The organism is Streptomyces sp. NPDC001714 (assembly GCF_042892755.1).
Classification (GTDB): domain Bacteria; phylum Actinomycetota; class Actinomycetes; order Streptomycetales; family Streptomycetaceae; genus Streptomyces.
The window spans coordinates 307,382-325,778 of sequence record NZ_JBIAUL010000012.1 but is presented as its reverse complement, the minus strand read 5'-3'; the positions used below and the strand labels follow the sequence as shown (position 1 = coordinate 325,778).

The 18,397-nt window shown below is 69.2% G+C and carries 11 protein-coding genes and 1 pseudogene; 4 read left to right on the top strand and 8 right to left on the bottom strand.

What is annotated here, in order from left to right:
* Positions 1 to 572: 572 nt before the first annotated feature.
* Both ACFY0P_RS30220 and ACFY0P_RS30215 read left to right on the top strand, forming a co-directional pair.
* Positions 573 to 773, top strand: a pseudogene (locus tag ACFY0P_RS30220) (hypothetical protein); the annotation flags it as partial.
* A gap of 238 nt (positions 774 to 1,011) precedes the next feature.
* Positions 1,012 to 1,221 (top strand): hypothetical protein, encoded by a 210-nt coding sequence (locus tag ACFY0P_RS30215; RefSeq protein ID WP_388920041.1) that lies wholly within the window; start codon positions 1,012 to 1,014, stop codon positions 1,219 to 1,221.
* 506 nt (positions 1,222 to 1,727) lie between these two features.
* On the opposite strand, the gene ACFY0P_RS30210 is transcribed toward ACFY0P_RS30215, so the two are convergent.
* The 6 genes from ACFY0P_RS30210 to ACFY0P_RS30185 form a co-directional block, all read right to left on the bottom strand.
* Complete coding sequence (locus ACFY0P_RS30210; RefSeq protein ID WP_388919927.1) at positions 1,728 to 3,581, bottom strand: RICIN domain-containing protein; 1,854 nt, start codon at positions 3,579 to 3,581, stop codon at positions 1,728 to 1,730.
* Between the two features lie 71 nt (positions 3,582 to 3,652).
* Positions 3,653 to 5,383 (bottom strand): amylo-alpha-1,6-glucosidase, encoded by a 1,731-nt coding sequence (locus ACFY0P_RS30205; protein WP_388919924.1) that lies wholly within the window; start codon positions 5,381 to 5,383, stop codon positions 3,653 to 3,655.
* An 82-nt stretch (positions 5,384 to 5,465) separates the two neighbouring features.
* The gene (locus ACFY0P_RS30200; protein WP_388919921.1) at positions 5,466 to 6,290 is read right to left on the bottom strand and encodes a carbohydrate ABC transporter permease; all 825 of its coding nucleotides are present in this window, start codon (positions 6,288 to 6,290) and stop codon (positions 5,466 to 5,468) included.
* Complete coding sequence (locus tag ACFY0P_RS30195) at positions 6,287 to 7,270, bottom strand: carbohydrate ABC transporter permease (RefSeq protein ID WP_388919918.1); 984 nt, start codon at positions 7,268 to 7,270, stop codon at positions 6,287 to 6,289. The genes ACFY0P_RS30200 and ACFY0P_RS30195 overlap by 4 nt, the downstream gene beginning before the upstream one ends.
* 10 nt (positions 7,271 to 7,280) lie before the next feature.
* Entirely contained in the window at positions 7,281 to 8,528 is a 1,248-nt protein-coding gene (locus ACFY0P_RS30190; RefSeq protein WP_388919915.1) for an extracellular solute-binding protein, read from the bottom strand.
* A gap of 182 nt (positions 8,529 to 8,710) precedes the next feature.
* Positions 8,711 to 9,733: a LacI family DNA-binding transcriptional regulator gene (locus ACFY0P_RS30185; protein WP_388919912.1), complete on the bottom strand. Its 1,023-nt coding sequence runs from the start codon at positions 9,731 to 9,733 to the stop codon at positions 8,711 to 8,713.
* Between the two features lie 437 nt (positions 9,734 to 10,170).
* Here ACFY0P_RS30185 and ACFY0P_RS30180 point away from each other — a divergent pair, with 437 nt between their 5' ends.
* On the top strand, positions 10,171 to 13,830 hold the full coding sequence (locus ACFY0P_RS30180) for a LamG-like jellyroll fold domain-containing protein (RefSeq protein WP_388919909.1): 3,660 nt from the start codon (positions 10,171 to 10,173) through the stop codon (positions 13,828 to 13,830).
* A 325-nt stretch (positions 13,831 to 14,155) separates the two neighbouring features.
* On the opposite strand, the gene ACFY0P_RS30175 is transcribed toward ACFY0P_RS30180, so the two are convergent.
* Positions 14,156 to 15,664, bottom strand: a complete 1,509-nt coding sequence (locus ACFY0P_RS30175) for an MFS transporter (RefSeq protein ID WP_388919906.1) — start codon at positions 15,662 to 15,664, stop codon at positions 14,156 to 14,158.
* A 153-nt stretch (positions 15,665 to 15,817) separates the two neighbouring features.
* Entirely contained in the window at positions 15,818 to 17,029 is a 1,212-nt protein-coding gene (locus ACFY0P_RS30170) for an oxygenase MpaB family protein (protein ID WP_388919903.1), read from the bottom strand.
* A gap of 533 nt (positions 17,030 to 17,562) precedes the next feature.
* Here ACFY0P_RS30170 and ACFY0P_RS30165 point away from each other — a divergent pair.
* On the top strand, positions 17,563 to 18,381 hold the full coding sequence (locus tag ACFY0P_RS30165) for a 6-phosphogluconolactonase (RefSeq protein WP_388919900.1): 819 nt from the start codon (positions 17,563 to 17,565) through the stop codon (positions 18,379 to 18,381).
* Positions 18,382 to 18,397 lie beyond the last annotated feature (16 nt).

Genomic DNA, 18,397 nt, shown 5'->3' with positions numbered 1-18,397 from the left:
GACGGGCGATGTGAGTCATCGGATGCGAGCGCGTCGTGCCCATCGGGTTCTCCCTCTGTCAGGTGTGCCGACTTGGACCTCCCGGCACACCGAAACTCATCGGCGACCGAAGGGAAGCCGGCGAGTTCCTGGTGGCGCTCGGAATGCCGCGCGGAGGAATCCCCGACGACCAGGCCGGGCGGACACGGCAGTTCCGAACGGTGTCGGCCGACCCGCGTGTCCCGGTTGTCCTGGACAACGCGGCCCGTGAACAGCAGTCGGCGCGCTGATACCGGGTGGGTCTTCGTGCGCTGTCCTGATCACCAGCCGCCAGGCTCTTGCTTCGCCGGCCGTGGATGAGCGCGTCGCATTGTCGGGGTTGGACGGGGGCAACGCCTGGGATCCGTTGCGACGGATCGGTGGCGCTGACCGGATGGACGAGGACGAAGACTCGGCGCGTGACGTGATGCGTTCGTGCGGCGGGCTCCCACTGGCCCTGCGTATCGCGGAGCCCGGCTGGCCACGGGCACACCTGGACCACACTGGGACTCGGCGACACGGCCCGCTACGAGGACGCCCACACCGCCGCCGAAATGGTCAGCCGCGCGCTCCAGGAGACCGACGCCTGCGGCGACCATCGAGGCCGCAGCAGGGCGCTGGCCGTCCAGGTCCTGCTACACGCGACTTGCCGACCAGGCCGGCCAACGCCTGGCGAAAGTCAGATCGCGAGCCGACTCACCCTTGCCGTGCGGTACGCCGACCGCAGCTCCACCACGCGTTCGCGCACTCTGCCGGACCTCACCAATCACTCACCAGCCCTAGTCGCAGCTTCGCTGAGTCTGCTTGCCGGTCTTGGATTGCAGCGAGCGAGGGTGGCGTGCCTTCGTGGTCCGTGCAGACAACCTGCTGCCGGCCAACAGGGCCTACCGTCAGCTGTCTTTGGACCCCGGAACCCGTGTCCCGGCGGCCTTGCCGAGGGCGTCGCCGAGGGAGGTGGCGGCCCAGCGTCAGGTCGGCCTGCGGAGGAGAGCCATGGGCTACGACGCCTGCCAGACCTTGCGGGTCAGCCAGAAGGACGGAGTCGCACACGTCACGATCGACAACCCGCCGATCAACGTCCTTGGCGTATCGGTCATGACCGACCTGCGGCGCCTGCTCACCACGCCTGCCAGCGATGCCACCGTACGCGTGATCGTTTCGACAGCGCCGACCCGGATTTCTTCCTCGCCCACGTCGACATGACGGCCACCCCGGACGCCCTCGGCGTCCTCATGGCCGGCGTGCCGGGTGCGGGCCGGGCGCCGGGCCATGAGCATGCTCGGCGAGAAGCGGACGCACCACGAACCCGGTCTGCATCCGGCATCTCCGACGGATACCGCCGCACCCTGTTCGGACGGTCGGCCGCGTTCCCCAACTCGTGGGCGAGGCAACCACACGACGACACGTGGGCGCTGGACGCGCGACGACACGCGGGAGCTGGACGCGTCGAGGACCGTCACGCGAGTCTGGAACAACAGGACCTCCTGGTACTCGAGTGGCGTCGCAACCCCGAGGTACCAAGAGGTCCTGTACTCATGCATCCACCCAACCGAGATCACCCGCCCCAGCCGCCCTGTTCGATCAGAACGACCTCATGATCGATAGGAATACGGCTTCTCGGGGCCAATGGACTGAATCCGCTGCTCGTGAGTGCAACGGCTTCGCGATGGACATCAGTTGGGTGATTCGGTGACCTGCGGTACCAGCTGTCAGGCTTTGCCGAGCAGGCGCCAGATCTGGTTCTTCTTGGTGCTCAGCGCGCTCGCCGGATCGCAGGTCCACTGGTGGATCAGCGCGCCGGCCGTGGTGGAGATGTTACTGACGTCGACGCACTTGCCGCTGTGGACGGCGACGAGCTGGTAGTCCTTGCTGTTGCCGAGCGCGGTCACGGGATTGAGGGTGAACTGCTGGTTGGTCCCGCCGTTGCAGGTGTACTGGATGACGGCTGCGCCGTCGGCGGTGGAAGCGCCGGAGACGTCGAGGCACTTGCCGCTGAGTTCGTCGACCACGGTGTAGGTGTTGGTCTTGCCGCTGACCGGCTTGAGGTCGAGCATCTGCTGGTAGCCGCCCTCGCAGTAGTACTGCTGGTACTGGGTGCCGTTGGCGGTGCTGAGGTTGGTGTCGTCCAGGCACTGGCCGCTGTTCTCGCTGACCGCGACCGTGGAGATGGCGGTGGTGGAGGGCGGGAGGAGGGTGACGGTGTAGCCGTCCTTGGCGTTGCTCCAGGGGATGTTGATCGAGGCGGCGTTGTTGCTGACGCTCAGCGTGGTGTCGGCGATGGTCTCGGGGCCGGCGACCGCGGCGCCGTTGTTGTACGGGACGCGCTGCACCACCGCGCGTACCTGTCCGCTTTCCACGACCGATGTGGTGTTGAGGCCGGTCAGGTTGACTGTGACGGTACCGGTGTTGCCGCTGCTGCCGAGGAGGATCTTGGCGTTCTTCGCGGTGTTGTCCTTGGTGGCCAGGCCGTCAGTGCCGGTGCCCGGGACGAGGTTGACGATGTTGCCGGTCTGGGAGCCGTAGTAGCGGTACATGAACCACTCGCCCAGCGGCAGGTACTGTCCGGCGCTGTTCTTCGTGAGCAGGTTGGCCTCGTCGTCGTGCAGGCCGGTGCCGGAGGCCCAGTTCCCGCGAAGGCCGTCGGCGCCGGCCCGTTCCAGGCGGCCGATGAACCAGGCGCCGCCGCCGGGGGACTGCATGGACAGGGTGGCGTACTCGTTGATCTGGTACGCGCGGGTGTTGGTGAGCCCGGCGGCGGCGAGGGTGGAGTTGGCGCGGCCGACGTCGGTGGCGGGGTCGCCGGGTTCGTCGTGCCAGCTGTAGACGTCGGGGGCGACGTTGTTGGCCTTGACGTAGTTCAGGTAGGCGGTCCACCAGGTGTTGGACGAGTTCGGCTGGCCGGCGATGCTGGGGCCGACGATGAGCTGGTTCGGGAACGCGGCCCGGACCCGGGCGTAGAAGCGCGACCACATCTGCAGGTACTGGGCTTGCGAGGGCTTCCAGAACCCGGCGCCGTCGGGCTCGTTCCACAGGTCCCACTGGACCGTCATGTTGTTTGCTCTGACGTCGCCGATGAGCTGGGTGACGAAGTTGTCGAACTGGGTCCAGTCACCGTTGTCGCCGGGCCAGCCCTGGGTGGTGGTGCCGTCCGCGCCCCACAGATCGTGCGGAAGCAGCACGAACGTGCCGCCGAGGGCGGCGGTCCGCTTGTACTGGGCCAGGGTCGAGTTCCAGCGGGTCTGGTAGTCGGCGAGACTGGTGGCGTAGCCACCGCTGTTGAGCTGGGCGCCGCCGGCCCGCATGAAGTGCCACTTGATGTCCTTGAAGAAGTGGTTCTGCGGGAGCGAGCCGTCCGGCGTCATCCCGTAGATCATTCCGGCGGCGTGATAGGTGGGCGCGCCTCCGGCGGTGGCGAAGTCGACGGTGACGCTGGTGTCGGCGGCCCGGGAAGGGGCGGCGGGCACCAGGGTCGAGGCCAGGGCGGCCATGAGGACGGCGACGGACGACACTGCCCGGCGTCTGCTGCGGGCGGTGGTTCCGGGGAACGTTGTGGGTGACTTCATTGTGCGGCTCCTGGGGAGGGGAGGAAGGACCGGGACCTCTGGGACCCCGGGGCTGTGCGGGCGACGGCCGGTCAGCGGCCGTCTCGGTGTGCGTGCGCTTCCGCGAGCAGGAGGTAGCTGCTGGCGGTCCAGGTGTAGGCGCGGTCGCGCAGGCCCGTTCCGGTGAGCGCGTCGAAGTTCTCGGCGAAGCCGTGGGTCTCGCACAGGGCGCGGAAGCGGACGCTGATGTCGTCGGCCAGCCGGTGGTGGCCGGCGCGGCGCAGGCCGTCCTCGACGAGGACGGTGGCGGGGGCCCAGATCGGACCGCGCCAGTAGCCGTCGGCGAGGTAGTGCGGCGAGGTGGTCAGTTGGGTGGCCAGGCCGTACGGCGTGAGATGGGCCTTGATCCGGTCGGCGAGCGCACAGGCGACCTCGGCGGGGAGGCGCTCGCCCAGCACGATGGGCATCAGGTCGAGGAGGCTGTCGCCGCTCCAGGTTGCTCCGGTGCCGACCCCGCGGGTGACGAAACGGTCGCCGGTCCAGAGCTGCTCGAACAGCGCGGCCTGGGTCTCCTCGGCCGTACGAGTCCACCGCCTCGCCTCTTCGATCCGGCCTATTTCTGTTGCCAGGTCGGCGAGTTCGTGCAGTTGCAGGACGAGGAACGCGGCCAGGTCAGCGGTGACGACCACTCGCTCGGGGTCGAAGGTGGTGGCGTTGTCCCAGCCGCTGTCGTTGCCATGCTGGTAGTAGGGGAGTTCGTCCGCGGGGGCACGCCTGGCGGTGAGCCAGAAGTTCGTCCAGCCCTCCAACCGCTCGTAGGTCTCGGTCAGTTCGGCCTGGCTCGGTGGCGTCGGCAGGCGACGGCGCAGGTGGCCCAGGGCCCAGCCGTGGATGGGCGGCTTGACGAAGTTGTGCAGGACCTCGGAGTGGGTGACGGAGTCGGGCAGAGCGCCGGTGGCGTCCTGGTGGTCGAAGGGCAGGTGGAACTGGTCCCAACCCAGTTCCGGCCGACCCGACGTCAGGGCAAGGGCGTTGAAGCAGTGGTCCCAGCTCCAGACCTTGTCCATCCAGTGCTTGGACATCAGCACGGCGGGCCGGGTGACGAGACCCGTCGGCCGTACGGTCGCCGACCAGATGACGTAGGCGGCGAGTTCGGCGGCCGGGGTGGCGGCCGAGCGCCAGGGGGCCACCGCTTCGACGAAGCTCGCGAACGCGCCCTGTGCGGTCTCCACGATGTCATCGAAGGCGGTCGAGGTCGCATACCGCGGGCGGGCAGTGTCGAGTTCCTCGATGGCCATCTCCCAGGGCCTGTCCGCCGTGACCGCGACGCCGCGGTCGGCGCTGCCCAGGGCCTGGGCGCCGGTCGCCTCGGCGATGGCTCCGGACAACAGGGTCACGCGGTAGCGGCGCCCGGTCTCGTACGACGTGAACACGTGCGCGCCCGCCGCCGGATCGTGGAAGAGGTACGTGCCGCTGAACGGCGTCAGGGTCCGCGCGGCGGCGAACACGCCGATGCCCAGGCCGCTTCCCCGCAGTCGCACGGTGTCCGGCGACTCGTAGGCGAGGTCGACGCGCCCGCTCTCGCCGATCCAGCTCAGCAGGCCCGGTGCCGCCGCGACACGGGTCTCGGCGCGTTCGCCCGTCGTCGGGTTCAGGGGGACCAGGCGCAGGACGCCGTGCATGCCGTTCTGGTGCGAGACGAGGTGCAGGTCCTCGGCGTACGTCTGCTCCGCGATCACGGGCGATATGTCGAACCAGGATCCGTACGTGCTGAACGGGATGTCGTGGACGGAGAATGCCGGGCCGGGGCGGGCGGCGGTCATGTGGCGTGACTCGTTTCTTGGGCAGGGGGCGGCGGCCGGACGACGCACGAGAGGGTCGGCCGGCCTGGCAGGGGTGGGAGGCTCAGTCCTTGACGGCGCCGGCGGTCACGCCTGCGGCGACGTAGCGCTGGGCGAGGACGAGGATGACGGCGGCCGGCAGGGAGGCGACGACGGCCGTGGCCATGATGGCGTTCCACTGCTGGTTGTTGTTACCGATGTAGTGGTAGATGCCGAGGGTGATCGGCTCGTGGGCGCCGCCGTTGACCAGGGTGCTGGCGAAGACGAAGTCGGACCAGGACCACAGGAACGCGAACAGGGACACCGTGACGACGGCGTTGCGGCTGATCGGCAGGACGATGGACCAGAAGGTGCGCAGTGGTCCGGCGCCGTCGGTCGTGGCGGCCTGGAGGAGTTCGCCGGGGATGCCGGACATGAACGCGGTGAAGATGAGGACGCCGAAGGGGACGGCCAGGGTGGAGTCGGCGACGATCAGTCCGGGGACGGACTGGAGCAGGCCGAGCTGGAGGTAGATGGCGTAGAAGCCCATCGCCATGATGATGCCGGGGATCATCTGGGCGGCCAGCAGGGCGAAGTTGAGGATGCCGCCGCCGCGTGGGCGCAGTTTGGCCAGGGCGTAGCCGGCGGGTGCGGACAGGGCCACGGTCACGACGACGGTGCCCAGGCCGATGACGAGGCTGGTGCCGAGGTAGGGCAACTGCTCGTCGAGGACGGTGCGGTAGCCGGCCAGGGTGCCGTGCAGCGGCAGCAGGTCCGGCGGGCTCTTGCGCATGTCCTGGTCGCGGGTGAGGGAGACGTTGACCATCCAGTAGACCGGGAAGAGCATGATCGCGGTCAGCACGACGCCGATCGTGGTCTTCACCCAGGTACGCCTGCGGCTTCGGCTCATGACAGTGCCTGCCTTCTCTGGACCCGGACGTAGACCAGGCCGAAGACCAGGGCGGCGGCCACGAGCAGGTTGCCGACGGCCGCGCCGGGGCCGAAGGCCGGCAGGAGGTTGCCGAAGCCGAGCTGGTAGGACCAGGTGGCGAAGGTCGTGGAGGAGTCCGCCGGGCCGCCCTTGGTCATGATCCAGATGATGTCGAAGACCTTGAGCGTGTAGACCAGCCCCAGCAGAAGGGTGATCGCCGACACCGGGCGCAGCAGCGGGAAGGTGATGCTCCAGAAGCGCCGCCAGGCACCCGCTCCGTCGATCGCGGCCGCCTCGTACAGGCCCACTGGGATGGACTGCAGGCCGCTGTAGAGCACGACCAGGTTGAAGGGGACACCGATCCAGACGTTCGCGATGATGACCGAGGTCAGCGACCAGGACGGTGAGGTCAGCCAGTTGACCGGCCCGATGCCGATGGCGTGCAGAGTGGCGTTGACGACGCCCGACTCGCTGTTGAGCATCCAGGACCAGGTGGAGGCCGAGACGATCAGCGGCAGCAGCCAGGGCACGAGGAACAGGGCGCGGAGCGTGGCCGAGAGCCGGAAGTTCTGGTTGAAGAAGACCGCGAGGGCGAGTCCGATGGCGTACTGGAAGACGAGGCATACGGCGGTGAAGACCGTGGTGTGGAGCAGGGCCGGGGCGAAGGTCGGGTCGTCGAAGACCTTGCGGTAGTTGGCCCAGCCCGTGAAGGGGGCGTCGCCCTGGACGAAGGAGCGGACGGTGTAGTCGCGCAGGCTCAGGTCGAGGTTGCGGTAGAGGGGGTAGGCGTAGAAGAGGCCGAGGTAGAGGGTCACCGGGGCGAGGAATCCCCAGGCGGCCCACTGGGTGGAGCTGGGTCGGCGGCGTTTCGGGCTGGGCGCCGGGGGCGGGACGACGGCCGCCGCCCCGTTCCGGACGTCTGCGGACCATCGGCCGGGCGGATGTGTTCTCTGCTTCATCGGACTCACGTCACTTGGCGGCGGCCTGCGCCGCGGTGAGGGCGTCCTTGGGCGACTGGGACCCGCTGAGGGCGGACTGGACCGCCTTCCACATCTGCTCGGAGATCTTGGGGTACTTGGTGCCCAGGTCGTCACTGGTACGGCCCTTGGCCGCCTTGACCGCCTCGACCCACGGCTTCAGCTCGGCGTTCGCGGCCACCTGCTTGTCCTGGACCTCTGCGGTCGGGGCCACGTAGGAGAGGGTGGTGTCGGTGGTGTACAGGTTGGTGGTGCTGGTCAGACAGGTCGCCAGCTTCTGGGAGGTGGCGTAGCGGCCGGTGTCCTTCTGGACCGGGACGGTCACGAACTCGCCGCCCGTCGGGGCCGCGGCGTTCCCGCCGTTCACTCCGGGTATGGGCAGCACGCCGTAGTCGAAGCCGGCCTTCCTGGCGTTGGCGAGCTGCCAGGTGCCGTTCTCGCTGAACGCGTAGTCGCCGGTGGCGAACTCCTGCCAGCTGGTGGTCTGGGTGTTGTTGAGGACCGAGTTGGGGGCGTAGCCGTTCTTCAGCCAGTCCTTCCACAGGGCCAGCGCGGACACTCCCTGGGCGGAGTCGAGTTCGGTCAGCTTCGCGCCCGCACCCCAGAACCAGGGCAGGAACTGGAAGGTGCCCTCCTCCGTTCCGATCGCCGAGAAGGTGATGCCCTTCTTGCCTGCCTTCTTGACCTTCGCCAGCGCCGCCGTGAGCGACGTCCAGTCCTTGACCGAGGCGACGTCCACGCCGGCCTTCTTCAGCACCTCCTTGTTGTAGTAGAGCGCCAGAGTGTTGGCCCCGATCGGGGTGCCGTAGGTCTTGCCGCCCGACTGACCGGCGGCGAGCAGGTTGGGGTCGACCTTCGAGGTGTCCAGCTTGGTGTCGTCGGTCGTGGTGAGGACGCCCGCCTCGGCCAGGGTCGACACCACCGGGTTGTCGACTATGAGGACGTCCGGGGAGTTGCCCTGCTGGGCGGCGAGCAGGGTCTTGTTGCCCAGATCACTGGTGTCGAAGCCGGTCCGCTTGATCTTCACTCCGGCCTTGGTGCCGCACTGGTCCAGCAGCTTCGCCCAGTCCGAGGTCTTGTCGAACTGCGGGTACGGGTCCCAGATCGTGTACGTGCCGCTGCCGGCGCTCTGGGCGCCGGTGCTGCCCGAGCCGGAGGAGCAGGCGGTGGCGGCGGTGGCCACGGCGAGGGCGGTGACGGCCGCGGCGGTCAGTCGGCGGTGTCTGGAGGAGCTGTTCATCGCGAAGGTTCCTTTGTTCTGGGCATGCCAGTGCCGAGGGCATGGGGGGTGAAGGCGCGCGGTGGTGTAGGCCTGGGGCGCGAAGAGAGACGGGCACGGCGAACAGCGCGGTCGAGCGGTTCGGGGGCCCGGTGAAGGGAAGTCGGGCGAGCTACGTGGGTGCGGTCAGGACTGGGTGATGTTCAGGTCGCGGTACTGGTCCCGGCGGGACCAGTACTGGCCCGTAGCGAGATGGGAGGAGCGAGGAGGTGGTGCCGGGGCGGCGCTTCGGGGTGGTCGAGCCGCTCCACCAGCAGGTCGACGGCGCGCCGGCCCATCTCCTCCGCCGGTACGTCGGCGGCGGTGAGCTGCGGGGTCACCGTCTCCGCCCACCGGCTGGCGACGACGCCGGTGACGGAGAAGTCGCGCGGCACATGACGGCCCGCCCGGGCCAGCCCCCGGTAGAGACCGCCCAGCGCGGCCTCGTTCAGCGTGACCAGGGCCGTCGTGGCCGGTTCATCGTGCAGGATCCGATCCAGGCAGGCCTCGCCGGAGGCGGCGTCGTCCTCACAGCAGTACGTCCGTACCGTCAGCCCCCGCTCGGCCGCGGCCTTGGTGAAGCCGTCCAGGCCGCGGTGCGCGGACTCGTATCCGGCCCGCAGCAGTTGCTCGGGCCGGTTGACGAAGGCGACCCTCGTGTGGCCCAGGTCCGCTAGGTGGTGCACGCAGGCCGCAGCGAGCGCGGTGTGGTCCAGGCCGACCCACCAGCCGCCCTCCGGGTGGGCGGTGCGGCCGATGGCGACGGAAGGGAAGCCCAGGTCGGCAAGGTGATCGACCCGGTCGTCCGCCAGCCGGATCTCCATCAGGATCGCGCCGTCGACACGCTGCTCCCCCAGCAGCCGCTGGAACGAACGGTCGCTGTCCACGCCGCTCGGGGACAGCAGCACGTCGTAGTCGTAGGTGGCTGCGGCCTCCACCACGCTCCCGATGAAGTCGAGCTGCATCCCGGTGTAGTGGGTGCCGGCTGGTGGGAACACCAGGCCGATCGTGTTGGTCCGGCCGTTGGCGAGGGCACGCGCGCTGGCGTTCGGGCGGTAGCCCAACTCGTCGATGACCTGCTGGATCTTCCGGCGCGTGTCGTCCGAGACCGGGCGCTTGCCGCTCAGCGCGTAGGACACGGTGCTCCGCGAGACACCGGCCCGCCGGGCGATCTCACCGATGTTCACGGCAACTCCTTAGGTCGAACCGGTTCGATGCCCCTGCGGAGCAGAGGGGCCGGTCGCGTGGATCCTAGGGCGAGGAAAGAGTCGTTCACCGGTTGTCGAACCGGTTCGCGTGAAGTGAAGTTAGGAACAACCCGGGCGGCTGTCAATACTCCGAACGCCGCTGCTCGTAACAGCCTGGAGATCTGGGTGTGCCGTCCCGCTCGCTCTCGTCAGGGGTATTGCTGCGAGATTTCCCCGGTGCTAACTTCCTGCGAACCGGTTCGACGAGGCGACCTCCCGGTTGCCCGAACGCCCTGTCATCTGTGGTCTTCAGCGATCGAACCGATTCGACAGAACGGCAAGCCTGGCCCTCCCTCACTGGTCACGGCATACAGACGAGCAGCCGGCCGAGGCGGTCCTGTCGGACCCCGCTACTCAAGGATTGAGGACGCGATCCCATGCCATCCGCTGACAGTTCCACCCGGCGCCGGGCCCCGGCCGCGGTGGCGCTGGCCCTCGGTGCGGGCCTGCTGGCCGCACCTGCCGTCCCCGCTCTGGCGGCCGACCCGCCCCAGCCCGCCGCGCACTACACCTTCGACCAGGACGACCTCGCCTCCGGCAAGATCGCGGACAGTTCCGGCAATGGCCTGACAGCGACCCTGGTCAACGCCTCCACCGCCCAGGCCGTCGCGGGCGCCGACGGCGGCAAGGCGCTGTCCCTGCCCGGCGGGGCGCCCACATCCGACGGCGCGTACGTCCGCCTGCCCCGGGAAGTCCTCGGCGACGCGAGCGACCTGACGGTCTCGGCCCGCGTGAAGTGGGGCGACGACAAGTCGGCCTGGCAGCGGATCTTCGATCTGGGCACCGACACCGGCAGATACCTGTTCACGACGCCGTCCAACGGCGGAGTGCTGCGCACCGCCGTGACCACGGGCGGCGGAGGCGCGGAGGCGCAGGTCTCCGGCTACGCGCCGCTGCCCGCCGACGGCTGGCGGACGGTGACGGTCACTCTCGACGCCGCTGCCCACCGAGTCACCACCTACCTCGACGGCGTGGCGGTCTCCTCCGCCGCGACGTCCGTCAGGGCCAAGGACCTGCTGGACGGTTCGGCCACGGCGGCCGGCTACATCGGCAAGTCCTTCTACCAGGACCCGCTGCTCAAGGGCGCGATAGACGAGTTCACCGTCTGGCACTCGGCGCTCACCGCCGAGCAGGTCGCCGGCACGGTCGGGACCCTGCCCACCCTCCAGCAGCTCTCGCGGACGTCCTTCGACGTCCGTACGACGACCGGGACCGCCCCGTCCCTGCCCGCCTCGGTCCGCTCCACCTTCTCCGACGGCTACGACCGCGACACGCCCATCACCTGGGACGCCGTACCGCCCGAGAAGTACGCCGGGTCGGGCACGTTCACGGTGGCCGGAACGGCGGCCGGACAGGCAGTGCAGGCGACCGTCACCGTGGTCCGCGAGGGCGAGCTCACCGTCGACCTCGGCTCGGACACCGGCGCCTTCCACGGCGGCGCGTCCGGCACGCTCTACGGCGTGTACGGACCGGACGTCCCCACCAACAACCTCATCGAGGGCATGGGCCTGCGCACGGTCTCCACCAAGGCCCAGGACGGCCCGCAGCACCCTGGTGCCGACGCGCTGGACGTGGTCGAGCCGCTGGCCGACTCCACCGACGGCGACGTGTACATCTACATGACGGACATCCACCGCGGCTTCCCGTACGAGTGGCCGGGCGAGACCCCGCAGGAGAAGCTCAGGCTCTACGAGGAGAAGATCACCAAGCAGGTCGACCAGGTGCTGCAGCTGCCTGAGCAGTACCAGGACAACATCGTCTTCGTGCCCTTCAACGAGCCCGAGGGCAACATGTTCGGCACCGGTGACTGGAGCTACGACAAGGTCAGCTGGCTCACCGACCCCAAGGACTACTTCGCCGCCTGGGACGAGGTCTACAAGCTCATCAAGAGCAAGATGCCCACCGCCCGCATCGCCGGACCCAACACCAGCGTCCTGTACGACCAGGTGAAGGGCTTCCTCACGCACACCCTGGCGGCCGGCACGCTTCCCGACGTCATCACCTGGCACGAGCTGAGCCACCCGGAGGCGGTCCGCCAGAGCGTCGCCAAGTACCGGGCCTGGGAGAAGGAGCTCTTCAAGGGCACCGACCGCGAGGGCACCCAACTCCCCGTCAACATCAACGAGTACGCCTTCAACTACCACACCTCCGTCCCCGGCCAGATGATCCAGTGGGTGTCCGCGATCGAGGAGTCCAAGGTGGACGCCGACATCGCGTACTGGAACATCGACGGCAACCTCTCCGACTCCGCCGTGCAGTCCAACCGCGGCAACGGCCAGTGGTGGCTGCTGCACTCCTACGCCTCTATGAGCGGGCACACCGTGACAGTGACCCCGCCGTTCCCGGGCCAGAACTACACCATGCAGGGTGTGGCCACGCTCGACGAGAAGAAGAAGCAGTCCCGGCTGATCTTCGGCGGGTCCACCGGCAAGGGCCACATCACCTTCGCGGGCGTCCCCAAGAAGGTCTTCGGGGACAGCGTCCACGCCTGGGTGCGCGAGATCGACTGGAGTGGCCAGGTCGGCGACAACTCCGGCCCGAAGCTCCTGACGGAGACCAACCTGAAGGTCGGTGACGACGGCAGGGTCGTCGTCGACTTCGGCGACGGCAGACTGCCGGAGCTGAAGGAGTCCTCGGCGTACGAGATCGTCCTCAGCCCGGCCGGCAAGGCGAAGGGCACGCAGAGCGCACCTGTGCGGTGGCAGGGGTCGTACGAGGCGGAGGACGCCGCCCACACCGGGTCCGGCTACTCCAAAAACGGCCCGGAGGGCTCGACCAGCGACGTGTCGAAGTTCTACACCTCCGGCGGCTACGACGTCGGCGGCCTGCGCACCGGCTCGGACGTCACGCTCGACTTCCCCGTGGACGTGCCCGAGGACGGCACCTACGACCTCGGCGTCTTCGCCAACTCCCTCAACACCTTCGACAAGGTGAAGGACCAGGGACCCACCAACGTCTTCCTGCGAGTGGACGGCCAGGCGGACAGCGAGCAGGAGCTGTACCTGCCGCTCGGCTACAAATGGGTGGTGTGGGACCACACCGACACCAAGGTCCACCTCACCAAAGGCCAACACACCCTGACGCTCGCCGCGAAGAGCCTCGACGGCAAGCGCGTCACCAAGGGCGACGCCATCGTCGACCGCCTCACCCTGTCCCTGCCGTCTCCCTCGGCGGCCACCGACGTCTACGAGGGAGAGCTGGCCTGGACAAGCGGCGGGGCGCACCCCGTCTACGACCTGCCGAAGCACACCCCGGCGCCTGCCACCGGCTCGGGAGCGGTCCGGCTCGCAAAGAACCAGACGGCCACGTTCTGGGTCTACTCGCCGGCCGACCGCGAGGCCACGCTCGGGGTCGACACCCTCGGCAGCGCGCACGCGCGGCTCTCCGTCAACGGGCACGACGTACTACACGTGACCAAGGGCAGGCACGAGGTCGCCGTCTCCCTCTCCGGCGGCATCAACAAGGTGACGGTGACCGGCGGTCCGGACACCACGCTCGTCGACCGGCTGACCGTCATGCCCACCGACGGCACGCTCGAGGCGCGTACGTACGAGGCGCAGGACGCCAGACTCGCGGGCTCGGCCACGCTGACCCCGCTGCCCCTGGCCACCGACGGTACGGCGATCACCGGGATCGGCGGTGACCCGGGCAACGGCAACACAGCGACGTTCACGGTCGCCGCGGACAAGGCCGGCCTGTACGCGCTGCGCATCCGCTACTCCAACCCCGAGCAGTCCGAAGCCACCCACTACAACCCGGACCCGCTCGCCCGCCACGCCGACATCACCGTCAACGGCGGCCGGACACAGCGCGTCGGCTTCCCGCACACCTTCCACCAGGACAACTTCTGGGAACTGACAGTCCCCGTCCACCTGAAGAAGGGACAGAACACGATCACCTTCCGCTCCGAGGAACTGCCGAACTTCGACGGCAGCACCTACGCCTCGGACACCTTCCCCGGAGTACTGCTCCGCTCCCGCTACGCGCCACTGATCGACCGGATCGTCGTCGCGCCGTACGCGCGAGAGGTGCGATGAGGTGACTGTCCACCGGCGGCGAAGCGACACGTACCACGGTCGGGCAACGGGGCGTTCCTCCCGGGGCCCCGCCCGACAGGCCGCGCCGCTTCGACGCCGGTGCATCAATCCCTGGCAGCGACATCGAGACGGGCTCGCCGCGGGGCTGCCCTGGGCCCGGAGCAGCCATGGACAGGGCTTGCCGCTGAACGAGGCTGACCGCGGTGGAATCCCGGCTGCGGTGCCGCCTTCCCGGTCATCGGGTCGGTGCGGCCCCTGGGCGCCGGTGGATCCACGGCTGGCCATCCGGTACGGATTCACTCACAGGGCTGCGCTTGTTCGGGTCTTACATGTGCACGACGGGTGCTGCGTCGGGGTCCTGCTCGGGTACTCCACGCCGGTAGAGGACGACGCTGGCGACCAGGCCGACGGCGAAGAAGGCCGCGGACCACCAGTACGCGGTGGAGTAGCCCTCCAGGCCGGCCTGGGCGAGGACGGCCGGGTCCTTGGGGTTCCGGCCGTCGAGGTAGTTGGTGACGGCGCTGCTGAAAAGGGTGTTGAGCAGGGCGGTGCCGAGGGAGCCGCCGACCTGCTGCATGGTGTTGACGGCCGCGGAGGCGACGCCGGCGTCGTGTGCGTCCACGCCGGCGGTGGCCAGGCTCATGGCGGGGGCCATCACCAGCCCGAGGCCGAGGCCCGCGACGACCAGCGGCGGCATGATGTCCGAGGCGTAGCTGCTGCCCAGGTCGAGCCCGGTGAGCCAGACCATGCCGGCGGCGGCCAGACCCATGCCCAGGGGCACGATCGCCTTCGGGCCGATGCGGGGGATCAGCATGGTGGTGGCGAGGGTGGAGGCGAGCATGAGGCCGGCGACCATCGGCAGGAAGGCGAGCCCCGTCTTGATGGGGGTGTAGCCCAGGTTCTGCTGGAGGAAGTAGGTGAGGAAGAGGAAGACACCGAACATGCCGGCGCCGGTGATCAGGACGGAGATGAAGGACGCGCCGCGGTTGCGGTCGAGCAGGACGCGCAGGGGGAGCAGGGGGTGCGTGGCGCGGGTCTGCCACCAGGTGAACGCGGCCAGCAGCAGGGCCCCGGCGACCAGGAAGCCCCAGGTGGCCGGCGAACTCCAGTCGTGGGACTCGGCGTTGGAGAAGCCGTAGACCAGGCTGAACAGGCCGCCACCGACGAGGATCGCGCCGGGGATGTCGATGGTGGCGGTCTTGTCGCGGGTGGTGCGCTGGAGCAGGAGGGCGCCGCCCACGAAGGCCACGACGGCGAAGGCGAGGTTGACGTACAGGGTCCAGCGCCAGTCGAGGTACTCGGTGAGCACGCCGCCGAGGAGCAGTCCGATGGCACCGCCGGCACCGGCGATGGCGCCGTACACACCGAAGGCCTTGGCGCGTTCCTTGGCATCGGTGAACGTTGTGGTCAGCAGGGACAGTGCGGCCGGTGCGAGCAGCGCGCCGAACAGGCCCTGCGCGGCACGCGCGACGATGAGCATGTCGAAGCCGGTTGCCGCGCCGCCCAGGGCGGAGGCTCCGGCGAAGCCGGCCAGGCCGACGAGGAAGGTCATCTTGCGGCCGAACAGGTCGGCTATACGGCCGCCGAGCAGCAGCAGACTGCCGAAGGCGAGCGCGTAGGCCGTGACGACCCACTGCCGGTCGCCGTCGGAGAAGCCCAGGTCCTTCTGGGCGGAGGGCAGGGCGATGTTCACGATGGTCGCGTCCAGGACGACCATGAGCTGGGCCACGCCGATGACGGCGAGGATCCACCAGCGGTGGCGAGGCGGTGCATCACGAGTCGGGAGGGCGGACACGGTGGCCGTGTGCGCTGCGTCCACGAGGGGTTCGGGCATGACGAGAACTCCAGACGAGTGGAACAGATCAAGAGGGTTTGGTGGTGCGGTGCGGGACGGCTGCGTCGTTGGAGCCCGTCACACGATCCGGCCGGCCTCCGGCCGCCGACGGTGACCGGTCGGCGACGGGAGGTGGCGCGGGAGAGGGGACGATCAGGCCGCCCGGAACGCCGGGCAGTCGGCCGCCGTATGACGACGGCAGGAAAGGCCACAGAAGTGCGTGGCTGCCCGCGGCTGCGGCCCTGGCTCCTCCAGTGGTCTGCGGCGGGCCTCCTGGGCGGAGCCCGGGGAGTAGGTCTGCCAGTACCGCGCCTGGCGGTTGAGGTGGTTGATCAGCGGCATGAGGTCGGTCGCGGCGGAGGTACCGGGGAAGCCCGGGAGGTCTACTCCCCACTGGTCCCCGAAGGCCTGCCGGAGCACACTGCCGATGAGCTGGCGCACTTGTTCCTCGGGCAGGACGGCACCGGGCGTGCCGGCCACTGCGTGGGACTGCGCGTCGATCATTGCGGCGGTCAGAGCCGTCGAGTGTTCGTCGGGTCCAGCCGTCGTCGCGTCCAGTAGGTCATGCAGACGGCGCGCGCCCTCGTGGTCCACCAGGTCGCTGGTCAGGCTTTCGTCGAGCCCCAGCAGGTGGGCGACATACGACCAGTACTGGTAGAGGGAGCGCTCCTCGTCGCGGCTGATGTCGATGCCGACGCCCGCCAGGCACCGATACGCGACGAGGGTGAAGCCGAGCCAGGTGCGGGCCAGGTCGAGATGGCCGACCGGCAGGCCCCGCACACCCCTGTTCCAGTCCGCGAGAGCCGTGGCCCTCATCCGGGCGTGCGCAAGCCTGGCCTCGACGGTGGCCACGTAACCAGGGCCTCCGCGCAACAGCCCTCCCGGCTGGATGGTCCGCCGCGCCCACACCCCGGTCTCCGCGAGTCGTACCGCCACATCCGCAGGCCCGCCGGTCCCGGTCAGCGCTCGCGCCACGGCCGGAGACCGGTAGACGTAGGCGAGCGCGCTGGTGACCGAGCAGAGTTCGAACCACATGGGGGGTACGGACAGGCTGACGAGATCGCCCCGATGGAGCATCAGGGGGTCGACACGAGAAGGTGTGGCCTCCAGGTGCCTGAGCAGCGCGGCGACGGCTGTGGGGGGTTGTGGGCTCAGGCTTGCCAGACCGCGCCTGAGTCCGGTGGCGAGGGCGTTCCGAGCCCGAGCGCCGTGTCGGTCCAGTTCGGCGATGACGGCGTCGGCGAGCGGATCCCCGACGGTGAGCAGGGCCGCCACACGGTCGACGTCGACACCGTGCCCAGGGCGCTCCGCGTCCAGGTCGACCAGGCGTCGGGGCGGCCTGGCACGTGTGTGGTTCGCGGTCATGGGGTCTCTCGCTTTCGAGCAGCTGGGGCGGTCCGGGCCGCCAGGCGAGGGGGAGAGGTGCTCGTGCGTCGATCAGCGCCTGCTCTGCGCAAGCGGCCTTCCGGGCCGCTTGCGCAGAGGTCATCGACGTGTTCTGACACATGTCAGGTTAGCTTGGTTCTGACAGGTGTCAAGTAACGGCTCGTGTCATGAAGTCGCCCCCGGTCTTCGTCTGTTCCGGCGGAGGCCTCGCGGGTGCGAAACAGTCCCGGAGCGCGGGGGTGTGGCCATGCCACTGGAGCCGGAGGCCGCGGAGCCTGTCGAGAGCGACCGGTTCGGGCGGCCTGCTCAGGGCGTTCCCCCGCCTCCGAAGCGCGTCCGTCGCTGCGGCGGTGGTTCGCGGTGCCTGTCGTGCTCCCGTGCGAACCGAACCAGTGGTAGTGACGGAGGCGTCGATGTGTCATTGCCTATACCAGTCAGACCAGCATAGTATTGCTGGCGTAACTGGTTCATCCATGGCTTCGGCCGACTGAGAAGGAGTCCATCCTGTGCGGGTGTCGCCGATCGTCTTCCGGGACGCAGAGGTACTGGGGCGCAGGCTTGCCGCGGGGATCGCGGACGAGCTCGAAGAGGCCGGGCGGGCCGGACGGACCTACGTTCTCGGTTGTCCGGGCGGTCGCAGTGCCGTCAGTACCTACCGGGCGCTCGCGCAGGAGGTGGCGGTGCGCGGGCTGGACCTGGGTCACGTCGTGATACTGATGATGGACGAGTACGTCGAGGCCGTGGAGTCGGACTCCCTCGGCCCGCAGTACCGGGTCATCGCCCCGGACCTGCCCCACAGCTGCCGTCGCTTCGGGCGCGAGGAGATAGTGGAACCCCTCAACGCGGCCGCCGGACCGGGCGGGGGTATCGCCGCGGACCGGCTGTGGGTGCCCGATCCGAGTGATCCGGAGGCCTACGAGCGCCGGATCGCGGAGGCGGGGGGCATCGACCTCTTCCTGCTCGCCTCCGGGGCCGGGGACGGGCACATCGCGTTCAATCCGGTGGGCAGCGCGCTGGACTCCCGTACCAGAGTGGTGGAACTGGGTGAGCAGACCCGGGTCGACAACCTTTCGACCTTTCCGAGCTTCTCGGGACTGGAGGAGGTTCCCCGGTACGGAGTGACCGTGGGCCTCGGCACCATCCGGTCCCGGTCGCGGCGCGTGGTGATGGTCGTCCACGGCCAGGACAAGGGTCAGGCGGCCCGCCGTCTCACACTGGCCGCCGGGTACGAGCCCGACTGGCCGGCCACCGTCCTCGCCGCATGCGCACACCCACAGCTCTACCTGGACCAGGCGGCGGTCGCCGCATCCGCGTCGTTCGCCTCGTTCTGACGTCGCACCCCTCTCG